Consider the following 21,081-nt stretch of genomic DNA (forward strand, 5'->3'; position numbering starts at 1 on the left):
TGAATTCAACATAATTACATATAACTAAGGTTACGCATTATGGACGAAAAAAATGGATGTAAAGGGGTGTGAGATTTGAAAACCATTAACAAGCTTGCTGTTTTCTGTTTGAGCTTAATGCTTATGTTAACTATTGTTCCTCATGAAGCTCGTGCGGACTGGTTTGATCCGTTGACGATACACTTTTTAGACGTTGGTCAGGCCGACTGTATTCTTATAAAAGCACCAAACGGACAAACGATGCTTATCGATGGTGGAGATGAACATGACGGTGATAAGATCATCTCTTATCTAGAAAAAGAAGGCGTTACCCACCTAGATATCGTTGTAGCTACTCATCCTCATCATGACCATATTGGTTCGCTAGATGATGTGATACGAGCGTTCCCCGTGAGTGTTCTATACATGCCTAACCTTCCATACGACACCAAATATTATCATGACCTCTTTCGTGTGATCAACGAAAAACAAATACCGGTTGATCGCGCAAAAGCAGGTGTAAATTTTAAGATGGGCTTTTCTGTAAAGGTTGAAATGCTGGCCCCTAAGGGTTCGTATTATAAACACATCAATGATTACTCGGCAGTGATTAAAATCAAGCATGGCAAAAAGAATTTTCTTCTGATGGCAGATGCAGGTGCTGAAGAAGAAAAGGAGATATTGAAGCGTGGTGGAGTGAAGGCAGATGTTATTAAATTGGGTCACCATGGAGCCAATACGGGGACGACGATGGAATTTTTGAAAAAAGTCAAAGCGAAAACAGCTGTGATTTCGGTCGGCAGGAATAATCCCTATCAGTTCCCATCGAAAGAAGTGATGTATCGTTTAGATAACAGAAAGATGACTGTCTATCGGACAGATCAGCTCGGAGCCATTATCGCCACAAGCAATGGTAAGAAAATCATGTTTAGAACAAATGTCCTTCATTAATAATCGGTTTTCTTGCGTCTTTTAGAAAAATACAAGAAAATAGTATAAAACGCTTAAGATGGGGCTGGTTAACCGTGATCAAGGCATTGGTGTTTGATTTTGATGGAACAATTTTGGATACAGAAACGCAGCATTACAACGCTTTTCAAGAGTTGTATCAGGAACATGGAAGCGATCTGCCGCTCGAAGTTTGGGGAGAATGTATCGGTACCCATTCTGATTTTAACCCTTACGAATATTTAGAGAGACAGATTGATCAAAAGCTTGATCATGAAGTGCTGCGAGCAAAAAAGACAGAGCGTGCACTTGCTTTAATATCGGAACAACGGGAACTTCCAGGAATTCTTGATTACCTTGAAGCTGCAAAAGAACTCGGATTAAAGGTTGGTCTTGCATCAAGTTCTTCGCGTAAATGGGTAGAAGAGCATTTAGATAGAATAGGCTTGAAGCACCATTTTGAAGTGATTAAAACAGCCGATGATGTTGAAAGTGTAAAACCAGATCCCGCGCTATATCTTGAAGCGGTTAAAGCCTTACATGTAAAGCCTAATGAAGCGATCGCTTTTGAAGACTCTGTAAACGGATCAATGGCAGCAAAAAAAGCAGGATTATATTGTGTGGCCATTCCTAATCCTGTTACAAAACATATGACATTTAGCGATGTGGATTATCAGATGGAATCTTTAGCAGAGTTAAATCTTGCATCACTCATTCAGCAGGCAGTGAAAAAAGGGTAAAGAAACCAATATGGTTAACGTGCAGGGCATCAATCATATTACGATTCGAGTTTCTAATATAGAGAGTTCCAAAACATTTTATAGGAACGTACTAGGTGCTAAAAACGTTCATAAAGGGAATACAGATATATACTTAGACGTCGGGGGAGTGTGGCTGTGTCTGATAGAAATGGTGAATGCAAAACCTATAGATAAAAATCAAATAGGGGTTGATCATGTTGCATTTACAGTTTCTGAAGAGCATTTTCCTAAAGCAGTTCAGTTGCTACGTGAACTAAAGGTTGAAATCACGAGAGGACCGATACAAAGAGGCGGGGGAAACACAGTTAGTTTTAACGATCCGGATGGAAATGTAATAGAGTTCTTCACGGGCAGCCTGCAAGAACGGATGAAGAATTGGAAGTAAGCAATGTAAGTTAGTTAGAGGAGTGGATAAAATGAGTGAAATTGATGTTTCAAAATTCGAGAAAAAAATAGAACTACGCAACATTGAGTTTGAAGATATTGATGAAATCTTAGAACTTCAGCAGATTTGTTTTCCCGGGAACATGGAGCCTTGGGAACGTGAGCAACTAGAAAGTCATCTTCGTATCTTTCCAGAAGGACAATTTTGTGTAACGTATGAAGGAAAGATTGTTGGAAGCTGCTCAAGCTTAATGGTTAATTTTGATGAGTATGATGATAAGCATACATGGGATGAGATTACAGATAAAGGCTATATCACGAACCATGATCCAGAAGGGTTTAACTTATACGGTATCGAAGTGATGGTGCACCCAGAATACCGCCGAATGAAGATTGGTGCCCGACTATATGAAGCCCGTAAAGAGCTAGCTGAGCAGAAGAACCTAAAAAGTATTATTCTAGGCGGTAGAATTCCAAACTATCATAAACATTCAAAAGAAATGACGCCACGCGAATATGTAAGAGAAGTCATTCAGCATAACATCTATGATCCAGTGTTAACTTTTCAATTGATGAACGGTTTTACAGTGATGCGTTTAAATAAGAGCTATCTGCCTGATGATAAACAATCAAATGCCTATGCGACACTAATGGAATGGAACAATGTTGACTACATTCCGAATAAAACGAAAAAGTATTTTAAAACGAGTGAGCCTGTTCGAATTACAACGATTCAATATATGATGAAGACGATTGATTCTTTTGAAGATTTTGCGACACAGGTTGAATATTATACAGATGTTGCATCAGATCAAGGTTCAGATTTCGCTGTGTTTCCAGAGCTTCTTACTACTCAGTTGTTATCGTTCTGTGAGGAGAAGAGTCCTAGCTTAGCCATCCGTAAGCTAACCGAGTTTACCGAGCAATACATCGAACTTTTTACGAATCTTGCTGTACGTTATAACGTGAACATTATCGGTGGCTCCCACTTTGTTGAAGAAGATGGGGATATCTATAACGTGGCTTATTTATTCCGAAGAGATGGAACGATTGATAAGCAATATAAAATTCATATCACACCGAACGAACGAAAATGGTGGGGAATTACGGCTGGTGATAAAGTACAAGTATTTGATACAGATTGCGGAAAAGTTGCGATACTAATCTGCTATGATATCGAATTCCCTGAACTTTCACGTATTGTAACCGATCAAGGTGCAAAGATTATCTTCACCCCATTCTGTACAGAAGATCGTCAAGGATATCTACGTGTTCGATATTGTTCGCAAGCACGTGCGATTGAAAATGAGATCTATACAGCGATCGCAGGAACAGTTGGAAACTTATCGCAAGTAGAGAACATGGACATACAGTATGCGCAGTCTGGTATCTTTACTCCTTCTGACTTTTCGTTCCCAAGAGACGGAATCGTTGGAGAATGTCACCCGAATATTGAGACAGTCGTTGTAGGTGATGTGGATTTAGAGATTTTAAGAAGACAACGTAAAACAGGAAGTGTAACCCTTCTTAGAGATAGAAGGTTAGATCTCTATAGCGTTGTTCAAAAAGATAAAAGCAAATAACGATGAGAAGGGCGGTAGGCGATAGATAGCTTGCCGCTTTTTTTCTATTCCTCGGGAAATATCACGAACCTTGTCAATGAAGTACAGCGGTTATGAGTCTGATTTTATTTTTTGTGCTGAAAGCGGTATAATAAAGGCCGTATTTAATAGATAGGGCAGGAAAAACTCGATTCATATCGAAACTAACAAAAAAACAATTTGCATTCATTTTATATAACATAAGGAGGCAGTACTATGTCCTGGGAGACAACATACGAGAAATGGGTAGGGAACGAAGAACTCGAACAACCATTAAAGGCTGCATTAGAGGAAATCAAAGAAAACAGGACAGCGCTTGAAGACTGCTTTTATAAAAATTTAGAATTTGGAACAGGTGGTATGCGTGGAGAAATCGGACCTGGTACAAATCGTATGAACACGTACACAGTTCGTAAAGCTTCTTTAGGACTGGCTCATTTTATTGAAGATCAAGGTGAGAAGGCTAAGAAGCGCGGTGTTGCAATTGCATACGATTCTCGTCATCAATCACCTGAATTCGCGATGGAAGCAGCGAAAACATTAGCCTCTCAAGGTATTCAAGCTTACGTATTCGAAAGCTTAAGACCTACACCTGAATTGTCATTTGCGGTTAGATACCTAAAAGCTTATTCAGGAATTGTAATTACAGCAAGCCATAACCCTCCCGAATACAACGGGTACAAAGTATACGGTCCAGATGGCGGACAGCTGCCACCAAAAGAGGCTGATGAAGTGATCGGAAAAGTTAATTCCGTTGATGATGAACTTTCTATCAATGTGAGATCCGAAGAGGAACTCAAAAGTGAAGGGTTAATCCAGATTGTTGGGGAAGAAATCGACAATGCTTACATGGAGCAACTATTAAAAATTAGTTTAAACCGTGAAGTGATCAATGAGATGCATGACTTAAGCATCGTTTTCACGCCTCTTCACGGAACGGCAAATATTTCTGTAAGAGAAGGACTTCAACAGTTAGGTTTTACGAATGTTACAGTCGTAAAAGAACAAGAACAGCCAGACCCTAACTTCTCAACGGTAAAATCACCTAATCCAGAAGAGCATGCTGCGTTCGAGTTGGCAATTAAGTACGGACAAGAAACAGATGCAGATATTTTAATGGCAACTGACCCTGACGCAGACCGAGTAGGAATTGCGGCTAAGAACAGCAAAGGTGAGTATGAGATCCTTACAGGTAACCAGACAGGTGCACTCATGATTGAATATATTCTTTCTCAACGTGAAGAGAAGGGCAGCTTATGCTCAAAAGGAATCATCTTTAAAACAATCGTAACCTCAGAACTTGGACGAGTTATCGCAGAATCATACGGTTTGACATGTGAAGATACACTAACAGGCTTTAAGTTTATCGGTGAAAAGATCAAAGAATACGAAAAAAGCGGAAAACATACCTTCATTTTCGGATATGAAGAAAGCTATGGTTCTTTGATCGGGGATTTTGTGCGTGACAAGGATGCTGTTCAAGCTTGTTTGATGGGTGCAGAAATGGCTGCTTATTACAAAAAACAAGGAAAAACACTTTTTGATGCTTTAGATGATGTATACGAGAAACATGGGTTTTATAAGGAAGGCCTAGAGTCATTAACATTAAAAGGGAAGTCTGGAGCCGAACAGATCGAAAACTTATTAGCCGGTTTTAGAGCTGAGATGCCGCTTGAAGTGAACGGTCAAAAATTAGTGGTTTCTGAAGACTACAAAGCGAGTGTTCAGTACGATGTAGTTAAAGATGAAAAGAGTGACATCCACCTTCCTAAATCAAATGTGCTTAAATATCAATTAGAAGATGGTTCATGGTTTTGCGTTAGACCGTCAGGAACAGAACCGAAAGTGAAGTTTTATTTTGGTGTTAACGCGGATTCTCATAAGAAAGCAGATGAAGCTTTAGTGAACCTCAAACAATCAGTGATGGATATGGTTCATGAAAGAATGCAAAAAGTGGTACAATAAGAAGAACAGAGGCTGCAAGTCATACACTTGCAGCCATATTCATTCATCTGAGTTGACATTAATATTAAAGAGATGTAGTATACCCCTATAGGTATTTTATAAGGAGGTGCTGAAATGGAATACACACAAGAAATGAAGAATCGTTTAAAAAGAATTGAGGGGCAAATACGTGGAGTATTGCGTATGCTAGAAGAAGAACAAGATTGCAAGTCCGTTATTACTCAGTTATCCGCATCCCGTACAGCGATTGATCGTACAATTGGTCTAATCGTAGGCACCAACCTTGAACAGTGTTTACGTGAACAAATGGAAAGCGGAGAAGAGATGAACTCTGATATTGTGAAAGAAGCTGTACAACTTTTAGTGAAAAGCCGATAAATATCTGTCAGTAGTAAGACTGTTGACAGATTTTCTTTTATCATTTACCATACCCCTATGGGTATTAAAGAACTTAAATTACGGAGTTAAACATATATTTTTTTATCATTTTCTATACCTATACGGGTATAAGTATTTATTGTAGATGGGAGATATCAATTGTGTCTATTAAGACGATTGAAGCAAAAGAAGTAGAACGATTATTAGAAAGCGGTAATCCATTAAATATCATTGATGTTCGTGAAAACGATGAAGTTTCTCAAGGGATGATTCCGACAGCAACACATATTCCGCTTGGAGAGATCCCTAACCGAATTCATGATTTGGATTCAAACAAAGAGTATGTGCTGGTTTGCCGCTCTGGTAAAAGAAGCGAAAAAGCTTGTACGATCTTAGCTTCAAATCAATTTGCTGTAGTGAACATGTTAGGCGGTATGCTTTCTTGGAATGGTAAAACAACTAATAAATAATTGGAGGGTTTTAAATGAGTATTAAAGTGGATCACGTATTAGACTGCAAAGGATTATCTTGTCCAATGCCAATCGTTCGTACAAAAAAAGCGATGGATCAGCTTGAGGCAGGTCAAGTTATTGAAGTTCAGGCAACAGATAAAGGTTCGTTGGCTGATATTCAAGGTTGGGCAAGAAACACAGGAAATCAATATTTAGGTACAAAAGAAGACGGAGATGTTCTTAAGCACTATTTAAGAAAATCAAATCCTGGTGAAGTGAAAGAAGCGGTGAAGTTTGAACATACGATTCAAAACGACGATTTAGAAAAAGTATTGGCTGAAAATAAAGATGATATGCTTCTTCTAGATGTTAGAGAGCCCGCGGAGTATGAGTTCAAACGTATACCTGGGGCAGTATCTATTCCATTGGGAGAACTCGAAAGTAAATTAGATACTCTCGATAAAAACAAAGTGATTCATGTTATTTGTCGTACAGGATCAAGAAGTGATATGGCAGCTCAAATGCTAGCTGAACATGGGTTTGGGCGTGTTAAGAATGTGTTACCTGGTATGGTGGAATGGAATGGGCCGACTGAATAAAAAATTTTAACCTTAAATATACCTAGGGAGGTATTTTCGAAATGATAAAAGCATTATCAGCTAAAGAAGTGGCAAAACGAGTTGTTGAAGGAAATATGTTCATTCTGGATGTTCGTAATGAAGGGGATTATAAAGATTGGAAGATTGAAGGGAAAGGAATCAAATCCATTAACCGTCCTTATTTTGATTTGATCGATGGCGTTGAAGATGTATTAGAAGATCTTCCAAAAGAAGAAGTTCTAGTTGTCTGTGCTAAAGAAGGCTCTTCTGTCATGGTAGCAGAGATGCTAGATGAAGCAGGCATAAAAGATGTTTATTACCTAGAAGGTGGTATGAAGTCTTGGAGTGAGTATTTGATGCCGGTGAAGCTTGGAGATTTGAAAGATGGAGGTTCGATCTATCAATTTAACCGTATTGGTAAGGGATGTCTTTCTTACCTTGTAGAATCGAACGGAGAAGCGGCTATTATTGACTCTGCTCGTACGATTGAAACGTATGAAGATTTTGCAAAAGAAAATAATCTTAAAATTAAGCACATGATTGATACCCATCTTCATGCTGACCATATTTCAGGCGGACGTAAACTGGCAGAAAAGACAGGTGCAACCTATTGGTTACCACCAAAAGATGGTGAAGAAGTAACATTCTCTTATGCTGAATTAGAAGAAGGCAAAGATATTACGATCGGAAACACGAAGATTGAGATTCAACCTTTATATACGCCAGGCCATACGGTTGGGAGTACTTCTATGATCGTTGACGGACAATTCTTGCTTTCTGGAGATATTCTGTTCGTTGATTCAATCGGACGTCCAGATCTTGCAGGTAAAGCAGAAGACTGGGTTAGTGATCTACGTGATTCACTTTATAACAAGTACAACAACTTATCTAAAGATCTAGTCGTGTTACCTGCTCACTTTGGAAAGATCAGCGAATTGGATGAAAAAGGTGTGGTTTCTGCTCCGCTTGGAGATCTTTTTGAAAAGAACGAAGGATTAAACATTAAGAGCGAAGACGAGTTTCGAAGAGCTGTAACGGAAAACTTGCCGCCTCAGCCAAATGCTTATCAAGAAATTCGTCAAACGAACATGGGGAAAATCGACCCATCAACGGATGAACAGCGTGAGATGGAAATTGGTCCAAACCGCTGTGCAATCACTGATAACTGAGCAAAAATAAAAAACTATCTGGAGGTTTTACAAATGAACGTAACTCAAACTTTAGACACAAAAGGATTATCTTGCCCAATGCCGATCGTCAAAACAAAGAAAGCAATGGATACACTTTCAAGTGGAGACATTTTAGAAGTATTAGCAACAGATAAGGGAGCAGTCAGTGACCTATCTGCATGGTCTAAATCTTCTGGTCATGAACTCTTAGAGCATAAAGAAGAGGACGGCGTATTTAAGTTTTATATTCAAAAAGGTTAACAAAAAAATTTGTGAAATCAGATACCTATAGAGGTATAGGTATCTGATTTAAAAAGGAGTGTTCAACGATGGAACAACAAACACAAGATAAATCAACAATGGTCGTATTTAGTGGTGACCTTGATAAGGCGATGGCAAGTTTTATTATCGCAACAGGTGCAGCTGCAATGGGGAAACAAGTAACGATGTTTTTTACATTCTGGGGATTAAACATCTTAAGAAAAGAAGAATACGTAAACGTTAAGAAATCATTTATGGATAAGATGTTTGCAAAAATGATGCCGCAAGGACCTGAAAAGCTAGGCATTTCTAAAATGAACTATGGCGGCTTAGGCGCGAAGATGATGAAATATACGATGAAGAAGAAAAACATCGTAACGCTAAAAGAGTTAATTGAAATGGCTCAAGACTTAGATGTTAAGATGGTTGCTTGTACGATGTCGATGGATGTAATGGGTATTACGAAAGAGGAGCTAATTGATGGACTGGATTATGCAGGAGTTGCTTCATACCTAGCTGATGCAGATGAATCTAAGATCAACTTGTTTATTTAAGAAACATTAGTTTTAGGGGAGGTGAAGTCATGGAATTAGGGTTCATTATTACAATCTTTCTAATTGGCTTTATAGGTTCTTTTATATCTGGAATGGTAGGTATCGGCGGCTCCATCATCAAGTATCCAATGCTTCTCTATATTCCAGCGATGCTCGGCTTCACAGCATATTCAGCTCATGAGGTATCGGGTATTAGTGCTGTTCAAGTATTCTTTGCGACGATAGGTGGGGTTTGGGCGTATCGTAAAGGCGGTTATCTGAACAAGACCTTAATCATCTATATGGGTAGTAGCATCCTAGTAGGTAGTTTTATTGGGGGATTTGGTTCAGAATCCATGTCAGAAGGGCAGATCAATATTGTTTATGCTGTACTAGCTACATTAGCTGCTATTATGATGTTGATCCCTAAAAAAGGGATTGATGATACCCCTTTAGATCAAGTGAGGTTCAATAAATGGCTTGCTGCCGTGTTAGCATTTGTTGTAGGTATAGCAGCGGGTATCGTTGGCGCAGCAGGTGCATTTATCCTTGTACCGATCATGTTAGTCGTCCTAAAGATACCAACGAGAATGACGATTGCTACATCACTTGCTATTACGTTTATTTCATCAATCGGCGCTACTGTGGGTAAAATCACGACAGGGCAAGTGTTACTATGGCCTGCAGTGATTATGGTAGTAGCTAGTTTGATCGCTTCTCCACTTGGAGCGCAGTTTGGTAAGAAAGTAAATACAAAAATTCTTCAATTTATCTTAGCAGCATTGATTGTTGCTACGTCGATCAAGATATGGCTAGATATCCTTGGTTGAAATTAATCTAGATGAGTGGAGAAGAAACCAGGACCTGAAGTATTTTCCTGATACTTCGGGTCCTGCTTTTATTTTTACGATAGGAAATAGTGTGATTGATTATCTAACAAGTGGAAAGCAGCGACTTCGACTATATGTTATTGAGTATATGCATAGCTGTCGAAGAACAAAATGAAGCGGGAAATAAATTGTAAGGGGTCAGTCCCCCTATATGCTTTTATAGAAATTGATCGACCGGATCAGTGTCATCGTCATGGTTGCGAATCCGACAGAAAGAATCGTTACGAGTGAGTAGAAGAGAATTCCTTCTCCCATCACATAAAGCCCCGCGATGATCACTGCAGCATCTATCAAGAAGATTACCATCCCAACACTTACGGAAAACCATCTGGAAAGGAAAAGAGCGATCAGGTCTGTGCCCCCAGTACTTGTTTCATGACGCAGCATCCAACCGATCCCTGTTCCGATGAACAGCCCTCCGATCACAGAACCTTCCATAACAGAAACGGAAAACACACCTCTTAGGGGCGATAACAAATCAATGATCAATGACGATACGAGTAAGCCATGAACGCTGTTTATGAAATATCGACGCTCTAGTTTCCAAGCTATTAAATAGATAGGAATGCTTAGAATAATGATCGTAAGTCCGACTTTATAACCCCACACATACTTTACGAGAAGACTAATGCCAATCATTCCTCCGTCGAGAAGGTGAAAGGGGACAATGAAACCATTAATGCCTATGCCAAGTAACACGCTTCCTAAGAAAATCGCTATCGTCCGTTCAAACATGGCATTCACCCTGTCTAAGATTATTTCTACATAATATGCTTAGTTGTACAAGAATAGTCATCTGCACAGGGTGTTTGTCCGTGTCTCTTTTCTTTTTTGTGCATGTAATAGTATAGAAAGCCCCTTGCTTGCAGTGCAAAATAGGGAAGGTGATTGGTGTTGAAGAACTTCAGAAGAGAAGCAAAGTGTCTTTTGGAGAGGCAGGTTGTGGTGGATACAACAAATCATTCTTACGAAGGTAGACTAAGAGCTGTAGAAAGAGATTATATTACGCTATGTGTGATGAGCGATAACCATAACTATTGGGATCAGATCATAATTCGTATTGATGAAATCGTTGCTATATCCACCATTTAATCATAATAAAAATCCCTCGCATCTAAAATTGTGCAGAGGGATTTTTTGTTTATTTTTTTGTGAAACCTAGCGTGATGGGTTGAGGTTGTTGAGGGGGTGCACAGCATAAAGATAAATCTCGTGCATCACCAGCAGATTCAAATTCTGAGTCTTCCTTTGTATAGAAGATCTCCCATGCGTTGCCGTCCGGATCATATACCCATACTTTATCTTGAACAGCGTAACAGCAAGTTGTATCCATCTCGTCGATTAACAGCAGTCCTGATTTTCTAAGTCTTTCTCCCATGGCTAGAACATCTTCCGTGTTGTTAACCTGGAAACCGAGATGATTTAGGACTCCGTCTTTAGAAAAGGGACGTGCATTCAATGAAAAGTGAAGAGCGGGTTGATCGAGCTCAAATTTCGCGTAATTCTCTTTTACTTTTGTCGGTTCCGTACCGAAAAAGCTTTTATAGAACGCTAGAGATTTTTCTAAGTCTGAACAGTTGACTGCGACATGCATGCGTTGAATCATCATGATCTCTCCTTCTTATTAAGATAATAGCAATAACCATAAGTAAAGGCCGGTAAGCGTAATGAAAAGTGTTGGGACAGTCAAGATGATTCCGATCTTGAAATAATAGCCCCATGTAATCTTCACACCTTTTTTCGATAAGACGTGCAGCCATAAAAGAGTGGCAAGTGAACCGATCGGAGTGATCTTTGGTCCTAAGTCAGAACCAATTACATTCGCGTATATCAATGCTTCACGAATAACTCCTGATGTTTCTGTTCCCTGTATAGCTAGTGCATCAATCATAACCGTTGGCATATTGTTCATAACAGATGACAAGATAGCTGCCAAGAAACCCATTCCGATTGTAGCAGCGAACAACCCTTGATCAGCGATTACTTGAATCCAGCTGCCGAGCATATCTGTAAGTCCTGCATTACGAAGACCATAAACGACTACATACATACCAATTGAAAAGACAACAACAGTCCAAGGTGCATCTTTAATTACTTTTTTTGTTTGAATAGCAGGACTTTTACGAGCAACGATGATAAAGAAAAGAGCTGCAGCTCCTGCAATGAATGAGACAGGAACACCAATAAACTCACTCGTTAAGTACCCAATTAATAGAACAGCTAGTATGATCCATGAAAGCTTGAACATCTTTTCATCTCGAATGGCTTCTTTTGGTTGCTTGAGCTGAGAGAGATCATAGTTCTTCGGTATATCATTTCTGAAAAAGAGGAACAAAACAAGCATACTAGCGAACAGTGAAAAGAAGTTCGGCACGATCATGCGGCTTGCGTATTCAACGAATCCGATATTAAAGAAATCTGCAGACACGATATTTACTAAGTTTGAGACAACAAGAGGTAATGATGTGGTATCTGCAATAAACCCACTTGCCATAATGAACGGTAATATCATGGCTTCTTTTAATTTCAATGCTCGAACTTGAGCAAGTACGATAGGAGTCAGGATTAATGCTGCTCCATCATTTGCAAAAAATGCTGAAACTGCAGCTCCAAGCAGGATCACATAGGCAAACATTTTTTTACCGTTTCCACCTGCAAGTCGCGCCATATGCAAGGCGGACCATTCGAAGAAACCGATCTCATCTAGAATAATTGATATGAGGATGATCGCTACAAAAGCTAATGTAGCATTCCAAACAATACCAGTAACCGTCCACACATCAGCGAGTGAAACCACGCCAAGAAGAAGCGCGATGATGGCTCCGACGGTAGCAGACCAACCGATGGAAAGTCCGCGTGGTTGCCAGATAACAAAAATAATCGTAACTAAAAATACAGCGAAGGCCATTAATGCCATGCTGTTCATAAGAATCCCCCCTATTTTATGTAATTCTAAGTTAGCAACAAACCTTTCCACCTGAAGCTTTTAACTCTTCAATCTTAGCTGACATATCAGGCAATGAATCTAAGTTTGCTTTAATGAATGGATAGATCTCTCCATCGATGGAGTAGAAGATCCATTGACTGTTACGTCGTTCTTTAACGAGTTTAGCTTGCTTCAATTTTCTTAAGTGCTGTGAAATACTAGGCTGTGTCATCTTTAAGATATCAACTAACTCACATACACATAATTCTTCGTGGCGGAGTAATGCTAATATATTCAATCGTGTTTTATCTGCCATTGCTTTATAACATTCCGTTAACTGATCAAGTTCCATAATTGACTTCACCTCATTAGTATATAACCATATGTTTATATAAAATGTCAAAGAATATATAAATAAATATTGATATAAGGATATACTTATATTATGATAGTTCCGAAAGAAGTTCTTTACTACAGGAGGTTTTACAAAATGGCTAAACCAATCATCTATTTCCTTTGCACAGGTAATTCTTGCCGTTCTCAGATGGCAGAAGGATTTGGACACCACTACCTTGGTGATAAATATGACGTATACTCAGCTGGCATCGAAGCACATGGTGTTAATCCAAACGCGATCAAAGCGATGAAAGAAGTGGATATTGACATTACGAATCAGACATCAGATGTGATCGACAAAGACATTCTAGAAAAAGCAGACTTAGTCGTAACATTATGTGGACATGCAAACGATGTATGTCCAGCAACTCCACCTCACAAAACGCGTGAACATTGGGGATTCGATGATCCAGCAGGAAAAGAGTGGAGTGAATTCCAACGCGTTCGGGATGAGATCGCAGCTCGCATCAAACGCTTTGCTGAAACAGGAGAATAAGGTTGGATAAGCTCAGGGACATCATTGTTCCTGAGTTTTTTTAGTATGATTTTCTTCATTTCGCTCATGTTACTAATGAGGTGATCACATGAAACGTTTTCTACTTTTCGGATTGATCTTTATTAGTATGATAATTAGCCACTCAAACTTTGCAGAAGCTTCTGATAGAAGAGCGGCATTTATAAGAAATGACGGACTTTGGCTGAAAGAAGGGGAAATAGAAAGAAAGCTAGTAGAAGGCTCTAACCTTAGTCATCCAACGTTTTCAAGCAACGGTACCTACATTAGTTACATAGCACGTAAAGGGAAAGAGCTATGGGTGTATAACCGTGTAACGCGTTTAAAAAGAAAAGTATTTGATGGTGATTTGAGTTTGACGAGATGGTCTCCAACAGAATCGAAGCTTGCTTGGAAAAGCGGTGGTGTGCTCAATGTAATCGACCTATCGAGACCTGCTTCATCCTTTAAAAATGTCATCCTTGGCACAGGAAACTACAGTTGGGCACCTGACGGGAGAGGATTTGTTGTCTCCTCTTCTGCTAATCTAGAGCCCGATGGCTGGAGTCCAGTTCGACTTTTTTACGTTCCTGTGAATGCAAACGGAGAATTGAATAAAGTACAAAACATTACGACGCTGCCTAAGATGAGTGAAACGTTCTTTGCTATAGGTACTACAGAATTTAAGTGGGGGATGGATGATCAGTGGTTTGCGTTCATCGCCTGTCCAACAGCATCCATGTCAGCGGACAGTAATACATTAATGGTTGTTTCTTTAGATGGCTCTAGAACTCGAATGATTGGAAACATGTTGGATCAGCCGAACTGGTTCCAATGGTCGCCGAATACGAAACAGCTTGGCTTCATAAAAGGGATCGGAAGGCTGACATCTGAAAATAAACGATTAACGGTATGGAATCCTAAGAGTGGTAAAGAAATTAATCTAAGTTACACCGGTTATGCGGACGGGGATTTTACTTGGTTGAATGATGAAAACATTATTGTGAGCCGTCAGATAGAGTGGGGCTATGGGGTACCCCAGGAAAAAAGGGCAAAGCCTTTCTTAGTTAGTGTGAGAATAAAAGACGGAAGTGCAAAGAGATTAACGAATCCAGCTCGTGGGGAAACGGACGTTTATCCAAAAACATTACCAGGTGAACAGCTAACGTGGATTCGTACAAATAGCCAGAGTGCAAAAGTAATGGTAAAAGAAGCTTTAGATGCTCCTGAAACGTTATGGATTAATAATCTCCATACGCCAGAGAATTGTTCTAGATGGTCGTGCATGTTAGATATATATGAAGCAAGGTGAAAACAAGGTGGATCCATGAAAATGGATTCACCTTTTAACTTTGTACAAAAAGAAGTTCATGAAACCCGTCCAATATTTCACTTGTTTTCTCATGAATGCCTGTTTTGTTTCATACAGTTAAAAGTAAGGAAATAGCAGGAGGGGGAAAATATGAACTGGGACTTGCAAAATAAGGAGCTAGAAAAAGCAATAGCTGAAATTACCGAGATTGCTGACCACTTTGGCCTTGATTTTTACCCGATGCGGTATGAGATATGTCCTGCCGATATTATTTATACATTTGGTGCGTACGGAATGCCAACCCGTTTCTCACATTGGAGTTTCGGGAAACAGTTCCACAAAATGAAGCTTCAGTATGATCTAGGATTGAGTAAAATCTATGAGCTCGTTATTAACTCAGATCCGTGTTACGCGTTCTTACTTGATACGAATTCGTTGATCCAGAATAAATTAATCATTGCGCATGTTCTCGCACACTGTGACTTCTTTAAAAACAATGTTCGCTTTTCAAATACGAGAAGAGACATGGTTGAATGCATGACGGCAACAGCTGAACGAGTCGCTCAATATGAACATCTATACGGCAAAAAAGAGGTCGAACAGTTCTTAGATGCTGTTCTTGCCATACAAGAACATATCGATCCGTCAATTGTGCGAAACAAATTAAACTATGTATTTGAAGATGAGGAAGATCTTACGCCTAAAAAAGAAACACCTTACGATGATCTATGGAAACTCGATGACAAGAAAGGTCCAAAACCGGCATTGAAAAAGAAAAAATCATTTCCGCCCCAACCTGAAAAGGACATTTTGTTATTTATCGAACAATATAGCCGCGAGCTTGAAGAATGGCAGCGTGATATCCTTTCCATGATGAGAGAAGAGATGCTCTATTTCTGGCCACAGCTTGAAACGAAAATCATGAACGAAGGCTGGGCGTCTTATTGGCACGCAAAAATCCTGCAAGAGATGGATTTGACCTCACACGAGACAATAGAATTCGCGAAACTAAACGCAGGAGTTGTCCAGCCATCGAAGACATCGATCAACCCTTATTATCTGGGCTTGCAGATCTTTAAAGACATAGAAGAACGCTACAACAACCCAAGCGAAGAACTAATCAGACAAGGAGTAAAACCTGGCTCAGGACGTGAAAAGATGTTCGAAGTCCGTGAACTGGAATCTGATATGTCGTTTATCCGAAATTACCTAACCAAAGATCTCGCTCAGCGGGAAGACATGTACCTTTTTCAAAAGCAAGGCAAGGAATATAAGGTAGTTGATAAGCAGTGGGAAGAAGTTCGTGATCAGCTTGTAGGCATGAGGGTAAACGGAGGATTTCCTTACATCACGGTCAACGACGCAGATTATATGAAGAACGGGGAGCTTTACCTCAATCATAGCTTTGAAGATATGGAGCTGGATGTGAAATACCTTGAAAAAGTGCTTCCACATCTTCATTATCTATGGGGTCGTCCTGTTCATATGGAGACGAGAATTGAACAGAAGCCTGTTTTGTTCACGTATGACGGAAAAACGGTGCATCGGAAGTATCTTTAAATTAAACAAGTGTTTAAAAAACATTCCTGTTTAAGAGGGATGTTTTTTTGTTGAAATTTAACGATAATTTTCTTTTCATTACAATGGTCAGGTTTAATTGTATAAATGTGGCTCACCGCCTGTCCCGCGGAAAGCGAAAAATCTGGAACGGAAATCAACTCCTTCCATAAGCAACATAGTTTACGAAAACAGTTTTTCTTTTTGAACGTTTCGTGACATGTAAAACTGTCCAGTTGACTGTATGGTTTTCGCTGTTGTACATTGTATGTAATTATCAAGAGGAAGAGGTGAGGATATTGGGAAGGCGTATCGTATTGGTGAACTAGCAGAGGTAACAAATGTATCTAAAAGAACCATCGACTATTATTCCCAGATTGGTTTACTCCAGCCTCTTCGAACGGATTCGAATTATCGATTATATGACGAAGAGACGATCCATGTATTAGGGTTGATCGAACATTATAAGAAATTGAACATGCCCTTACATGAAATCAAGTCTGTGATTGAACTAGTCAAATTGAAAAGTATTGAAAATGAACAGGTCGAGAAGTATGTGGACCAGATCGCAGAACTCATGAAACACCTAGAGGCAGAGATCAAAGAGATAAAGCCGATCATGGAAAGCCTAAACGATAAACAAAGAGAGCTGCTCTTAAATAAAGTCTCTTCTCAAGGCATGACTTTAGCGCATTCATTACTTTTACTTTTCGGGTAAATAATAGTTGAGAGATATTATTCGTGTTATACGATCGAAACTATTTATACAACCTGGGAGGTGTATTCCTTGTGGTTCATGTAACCATGAGGAGAACATTTGGAGATTATTAACTTAATTATGGTAGCTATATTAATTGCGCTGACAGCTTTTTTTGTAGCTACCGAATTTGCGATTGTAAAGATTCGTACAACAAGACTGGATCAACTCGTTGCAGAGGGAAATACGAAAGCGGTAGCTGCTAGAAAGGTTGTCGGAAACCTCGACGAATACCTTTCAGCCTGTCAGCTTGGTATAACCATTACGGCGTTAGGATTAGGGTGGTTAGGAGAGCCGACGGTAGAGCACTTGTTGCATCCTCTTTTTGTAGAGTTTGATCTGTCTGAATCTGTTTCAAGTATCTTATCGTTTATCATCGCCTTTGCTTTAATTACATTCTTACACGTAGTTATTGGAGAGCTGGCACCAAAAACACTCGCTATTCAAAAGGCAGAAGCGGTTACGTTGAGAATCGCAAAACCAATCATGTTCTTTTATAAGCTCATGTATCCGTTTATTAAAACTTTGAACGGATCTGCGCGTATTTTTACAGGATGGTTTGGTTTGAAGCCTGCATCTGAACATGAACTTGCTCACTCGGAGGAAGAGTTGAGACTCATTCTTTCTGAGAGCTATAAAAGCGGTGAGATCAACCAGTCAGAGTTTAAATATGTGAATAACATCTTCCAATTCGACGACCGTACCGCTAAAGAAATTATGGTACCTCGCGTTGATATGATAACACTCGATAAATCAGAAACTGTAAAAGAAAGCATTGCTGTTGTAACAGAAGAGAACTATACTCGATATCCGATCATAGATGGAGATAAAGACAGTGTTGTTGGTATGGTAAACATGAAGCAAGTGTTAACAGACTTCGTTAACGGCAAGAATCCAGATGCTTCGCTCGAAGAGTATGTAAGACCTGTTATTCAGGTTTTTGAAACGATGCCTATTCATGATCTATTGTTAAAAATGCAGAAAGAACGTGTTCATATGGCGATCTTGATCGATGAATATGGTGGTACTTCAGGACTTGTTACAGTTGAAGATATTCTTGAAGAAATCGTAGGCGAAATACGAGATGAATTTGATGAGGATGAAGTGCCTGATATCAAAAAGGTCGATGAAAACAGAACAATTCTTGACGGGAAAGTATTGATTTCAGAAGTGAACGATCTTTTTGGTCTAAACATTAACGATGAAGATGTGGATACGATCGGTGGATGGATTCTTTCTGAAAAGATGGAGATTAAAATGGGCGATGAGGTTTCAGTAGAAAATTATCGTTTCAAGATTTTAGAAATCGATGGGTATCATGTTAAGTCACTTGAAGTATTAAATTTGAAGAACGAAGAATCTATACACTAAATTAAAGAAGACGTGCAAGCTCTGCACGTCTTTTTTATAAAAAAGCAGTAGTTGCTCAAGGAAGTTTAGTTATAGAAATAAAGGAGTTAGTTATGGAGAATTGGTTAATCAATATTATGAACGAATTTGGATACTGGGGAATTCTACTCTTGATTGCATTAGAAAACGTATTTCCTCCGATTCCATCTGAGATCATCTTAACTTTTGGAGGGTTCATGACGCACTCTTCAGATTTAAATATAGTAGGTGTTATTTTAGCGGCGACAGTGGGTTCTGTTTTGGGTGCGGTGATTCTATACGGTGTAGGATTGCAGCTTGACGTGGAACGTATGGAAAAAGTCGTTGACAGATGGGGACATATCCTTCGATTAACGAAAAAGGATATTCACAAAGCAGATGCATGGTTTGATAAGTATGGTCCATGGACGGTATTCTTTTGCCGTTTCATTCCGTTGATTCGAAGCCTAATCTCTATTCCAGCGGGCATGTCCAATATGAATTTTGGTTTATTCCTTGTTCTTACAACTTTCGGAACGCTGATCTGGAACATCGCTCTCGTTAATCTGGGTGCGTATTTTGGAGCGTCATGGGAAGTCATTGTAGGATATATGGACGTTTACTCCAAAATCATCTATGCTGTTTTGGCGTTACTCTTTGTAGCTGTTGTCATCCTTTATGTACGAAAGCGCAGACGAAATAGCTAACTTTACTCTTTTAAAAACATAATTGGACGTTTTCAAGAATCTCCTAGTGATAGGGGATTCTTTTTTTAAAAGGTGAAAGATGATGTGGAGTTGGCTGTTTTCAAAGATCTCCCATTCTTCAAGGAAAAATAGTCTGCGACTAAAAGAAACGAAAGTGACCTTTACAGCTTTGAAATGCTTGAACATTAAACAGTTGTTTAAAACACTCTAGGGGGTGTTTTTTTTATTATTTACAATTTTGTGAATCTCTAAGAAAACGCATTCTATTATCTGTTAAAAAATGTATAATAAAAATAGAACGTTCGTTCAATTTAAAGAAAGGAATTAAACCGTTGAGCAAAAGAAGATACAACAGTGAAACAGCAAAACAAGAAATCATGGAAAAAGCCTTTTTACTCTTTTCACAAAAAGGTTACACACAAACATCAGTAGCTGATATCTCAAAAGCTTCTGGTTACAGCAAAGGACACATCTATTATCATTTTCAGAATAAAGAAAAGTTGTTTGTGTTATTAGCACAACGAACGATGAACGAGTGGTATATCAAGTGGATGAACAAAGAACATGACTTTACTTGTGCATCCGATAAGCTATATGGAATGGCTATGCATGTTCTTTATAATTACCAAACTCCTCTCTTAAAAGGAGGACAGGAGCTTGCTTCCAATCCTGAATCTAGTCAAGAATCCGTAAAGCAGCTATACGAATTAGCGGTTATTCCAATGGGTGCCTACCGTGCAATTCTCGTTCAAGGGATAGAAGAAGGAGAGTTTAATAAAGGCAATGTGGAAGAATGGACGGTGTTGATCGGCACGTGGCTTGGTGGACTTTGTCAGCTCACGAATACTCAAGAACTTCATAGCTTAGAGCCACTTTTTAAGAAAGCTGTAAGTATATTTTTAGAGTCCATTCAAAATTAAGGAGGAAATGGTTATGAGAATCGGATTAATCGGTGACAGTCTAACAGAGGGACGACCTGGTGTTTCTTTTTTTCACCTCTTACAAAAACAATATCCACACATGACATTTGTGAACCTGGGAAAGCCGGGGGAGTCTGTTAAAAGTTTGCATAGCCGCCTAACAAAAAAGAACTTAGAAAACTTTGATCTTGCTTTCCTATGGATTGGCGTTAATGACGTTTATTCAAAACTACTTAGTGTTCAAGCACAGCCAGTTGCAAAGGACCATGAAGAGTTTAAAGATTATTATCAAAAAGTATTAGAGTGTGTCTTATCTTCCTCAAAACGTATTATCACTGTCACCCCAGCAATAGTAGGTGAAAACATCAATAATGTTTCAAACAAAGAAATAAAGCAATTAAATACCCTCATCACAACCATCACGAACAAACATGCAAATGCTACCACACTAAATCTCCATTCTGTTTTTGAACAACACCTGTCTTCAATAAAGAGTTCCGACTATATCAGTACAAAAGTATTAACAGTTATGAAAGATGTTCTTTTTTATAAAAAACCATCAAGAATTGATCAGTTATCAAAGAAACGTGGATTGCATCTGACACTTGATGGCATTCATATGAACAGTAAAGGCGCACAAATAGTTGCAGATGAATATGCAGCAATCATTGATAAACATCAATGTATTGAAAAGGATGCATTGAAGTAATCATAGTTTAAAATAA

The 21,081-nt window shown here is 39.0% G+C and carries 25 protein-coding genes; 21 read left to right on the top strand and 4 right to left on the bottom strand.

Annotation, left to right across the window (positions count from 1 at the left end):
• The first annotated feature begins 75 nt into the window (after positions 1-75).
• The 12 genes from ACOZ9X_RS11400 to ACOZ9X_RS11455 all read left to right on the top strand — a co-directional run bounded on the left by ACOZ9X_RS11400 (position 76) and on the right by ACOZ9X_RS11455 (position 9,860).
• Positions 76-930 (top strand): ComEC/Rec2 family competence protein, encoded by an 855-nt coding sequence (locus ACOZ9X_RS11400; protein WP_423418286.1) that lies wholly within the window; start codon positions 76-78, stop codon positions 928-930.
• Between the two features lie 74 nt (positions 931-1,004).
• Positions 1,005-1,667, top strand: a complete 663-nt coding sequence (locus ACOZ9X_RS11405; protein WP_423418287.1) for an HAD family hydrolase — start codon at positions 1,005-1,007, stop codon at positions 1,665-1,667.
• Between the two features lie 10 nt (positions 1,668-1,677).
• On the top strand, positions 1,678-2,073 hold the full coding sequence (locus ACOZ9X_RS11410) for a VOC family protein (protein WP_423418288.1): 396 nt from the start codon (positions 1,678-1,680) through the stop codon (positions 2,071-2,073).
• A 31-nt stretch (positions 2,074-2,104) separates the two neighbouring features.
• Positions 2,105-3,655, top strand: a complete 1,551-nt coding sequence (locus tag ACOZ9X_RS11415) for a bifunctional GNAT family N-acetyltransferase/carbon-nitrogen hydrolase family protein (RefSeq protein WP_144703093.1) — start codon at positions 2,105-2,107, stop codon at positions 3,653-3,655.
• Between the two features lie 234 nt (positions 3,656-3,889).
• Positions 3,890-5,638, top strand: coding sequence for a phospho-sugar mutase (locus tag ACOZ9X_RS11420; RefSeq protein ID WP_423418289.1), 1,749 nt, complete (start codon positions 3,890-3,892; stop codon positions 5,636-5,638).
• A gap of 114 nt (positions 5,639-5,752) precedes the next feature.
• Complete coding sequence (locus tag ACOZ9X_RS11425) at positions 5,753-6,016, top strand: metal-sensitive transcriptional regulator (protein ID WP_066391242.1); 264 nt, start codon at positions 5,753-5,755, stop codon at positions 6,014-6,016.
• A 161-nt stretch (positions 6,017-6,177) separates the two neighbouring features.
• Entirely contained in the window at positions 6,178-6,486 is a 309-nt protein-coding gene (locus ACOZ9X_RS11430) for a rhodanese-like domain-containing protein (RefSeq protein ID WP_423418290.1), read from the top strand.
• 14 nt (positions 6,487-6,500) lie between these two features.
• Positions 6,501-7,067 carry a sulfurtransferase TusA family protein gene (locus ACOZ9X_RS11435; RefSeq protein WP_423418291.1) on the top strand — a complete coding sequence of 189 codons (567 nt, stop codon included), beginning with the start codon at positions 6,501-6,503 and terminating at the stop codon, positions 7,065-7,067.
• Between the two features lie 41 nt (positions 7,068-7,108).
• On the top strand, positions 7,109-8,236 hold the full coding sequence (locus ACOZ9X_RS11440) for an MBL fold metallo-hydrolase (RefSeq protein ID WP_423418292.1): 1,128 nt from the start codon (positions 7,109-7,111) through the stop codon (positions 8,234-8,236).
• A gap of 33 nt (positions 8,237-8,269) precedes the next feature.
• Positions 8,270-8,497, top strand: a complete 228-nt coding sequence (locus ACOZ9X_RS11445; RefSeq protein WP_423418293.1) for a sulfurtransferase TusA family protein — start codon at positions 8,270-8,272, stop codon at positions 8,495-8,497.
• A 68-nt stretch (positions 8,498-8,565) separates the two neighbouring features.
• Positions 8,566-9,051: a DsrE/DsrF/DrsH-like family protein gene (locus ACOZ9X_RS11450; RefSeq protein ID WP_423418294.1), complete on the top strand. Its 486-nt coding sequence runs from the start codon at positions 8,566-8,568 to the stop codon at positions 9,049-9,051.
• Between the two features lie 29 nt (positions 9,052-9,080).
• On the top strand, positions 9,081-9,860 hold the full coding sequence (locus tag ACOZ9X_RS11455; RefSeq protein WP_423418295.1) for a sulfite exporter TauE/SafE family protein: 780 nt from the start codon (positions 9,081-9,083) through the stop codon (positions 9,858-9,860).
• Positions 9,861-10,067: 207 nt separating this feature from the next.
• Here the strand turns inward: ACOZ9X_RS11455 and ACOZ9X_RS11460 are convergent, their stop codons facing one another.
• Entirely contained in the window at positions 10,068-10,655 is a 588-nt protein-coding gene (locus ACOZ9X_RS11460; RefSeq protein WP_423418296.1) for a YitT family protein, read from the bottom strand.
• A 159-nt stretch (positions 10,656-10,814) separates the two neighbouring features.
• Between ACOZ9X_RS11460 and ACOZ9X_RS11465 the strand changes: the two genes are divergently transcribed.
• Positions 10,815-11,012: a DUF2642 domain-containing protein gene (locus tag ACOZ9X_RS11465; RefSeq protein WP_423418297.1), complete on the top strand. Its 198-nt coding sequence runs from the start codon at positions 10,815-10,817 to the stop codon at positions 11,010-11,012.
• 49 nt (positions 11,013-11,061) lie between these two features.
• Here ACOZ9X_RS11465 and ACOZ9X_RS11470 read toward each other — a convergent pair whose 3' ends face one another.
• The 3 genes from ACOZ9X_RS11470 to ACOZ9X_RS11480 are packed head-to-tail and all read right to left on the bottom strand — an operon-like array spanning position 11,062 to position 13,198.
• Complete coding sequence (locus ACOZ9X_RS11470; protein WP_423418936.1) at positions 11,062-11,526, bottom strand: ArsI/CadI family heavy metal resistance metalloenzyme; 465 nt, start codon at positions 11,524-11,526, stop codon at positions 11,062-11,064.
• Positions 11,527-11,544: 18 nt separating this feature from the next.
• Entirely contained in the window at positions 11,545-12,837 is a 1,293-nt protein-coding gene (locus tag ACOZ9X_RS11475) for an arsenic transporter (RefSeq protein ID WP_423418937.1), read from the bottom strand.
• Positions 12,838-12,877: 40 nt separating this feature from the next.
• Positions 12,878-13,198: an ArsR/SmtB family transcription factor gene (locus ACOZ9X_RS11480; RefSeq protein ID WP_197126797.1), complete on the bottom strand. Its 321-nt coding sequence runs from the start codon at positions 13,196-13,198 to the stop codon at positions 12,878-12,880.
• Positions 13,199-13,336: 138 nt separating this feature from the next.
• On the opposite strand from ACOZ9X_RS11480, the gene arsC reads away from it, so the two are divergent.
• The 8 genes from arsC to ACOZ9X_RS11520 all read left to right on the top strand — a co-directional run bounded on the left by arsC (position 13,337) and on the right by ACOZ9X_RS11520 (position 21,065).
• Positions 13,337-13,738, top strand: a complete 402-nt coding sequence (gene arsC / locus ACOZ9X_RS11485) for an arsenate reductase (thioredoxin) (protein WP_144703067.1) — start codon at positions 13,337-13,339, stop codon at positions 13,736-13,738.
• An 88-nt stretch (positions 13,739-13,826) separates the two neighbouring features.
• Positions 13,827-15,047 carry a TolB family protein gene (locus ACOZ9X_RS11490; RefSeq protein ID WP_423418298.1) on the top strand — a complete coding sequence of 407 codons (1,221 nt, stop codon included), beginning with the start codon at positions 13,827-13,829 and terminating at the stop codon, positions 15,045-15,047.
• Positions 15,048-15,197: 150 nt separating this feature from the next.
• A complete protein-coding gene (locus ACOZ9X_RS11495; RefSeq protein ID WP_423418299.1) occupies positions 15,198-16,607 on the top strand; it encodes a SpoVR family protein in 1,410 nt (469 codons plus the stop codon).
• A 313-nt stretch (positions 16,608-16,920) separates the two neighbouring features.
• Entirely contained in the window at positions 16,921-17,322 is a 402-nt protein-coding gene (locus ACOZ9X_RS11500; RefSeq protein ID WP_423418938.1) for a MerR family transcriptional regulator, read from the top strand.
• 99 nt (positions 17,323-17,421) lie between these two features.
• Positions 17,422-18,732 carry a hemolysin family protein gene (locus ACOZ9X_RS11505; RefSeq protein WP_423418300.1) on the top strand — a complete coding sequence of 437 codons (1,311 nt, stop codon included), beginning with the start codon at positions 17,422-17,424 and terminating at the stop codon, positions 18,730-18,732.
• 92 nt (positions 18,733-18,824) lie between these two features.
• A complete protein-coding gene (locus ACOZ9X_RS11510; protein WP_423418301.1) occupies positions 18,825-19,436 on the top strand; it encodes a DedA family protein in 612 nt (203 codons plus the stop codon).
• A 332-nt stretch (positions 19,437-19,768) separates the two neighbouring features.
• On the top strand, positions 19,769-20,356 hold the full coding sequence (locus tag ACOZ9X_RS11515; RefSeq protein ID WP_423418302.1) for a TetR family transcriptional regulator C-terminal domain-containing protein: 588 nt from the start codon (positions 19,769-19,771) through the stop codon (positions 20,354-20,356).
• 13 nt (positions 20,357-20,369) lie between these two features.
• Positions 20,370-21,065: an SGNH/GDSL hydrolase family protein gene (locus ACOZ9X_RS11520; RefSeq protein WP_423418303.1), complete on the top strand. Its 696-nt coding sequence runs from the start codon at positions 20,370-20,372 to the stop codon at positions 21,063-21,065.
• Positions 21,066-21,081 lie beyond the last annotated feature (16 nt).

It is taken from the genome of Fictibacillus nanhaiensis, from assembly GCF_049537595.1.
In the GTDB taxonomy this organism is placed as follows: domain Bacteria; phylum Bacillota; class Bacilli; order Bacillales; family Fictibacillaceae; genus Fictibacillus; species Fictibacillus nanhaiensis_F.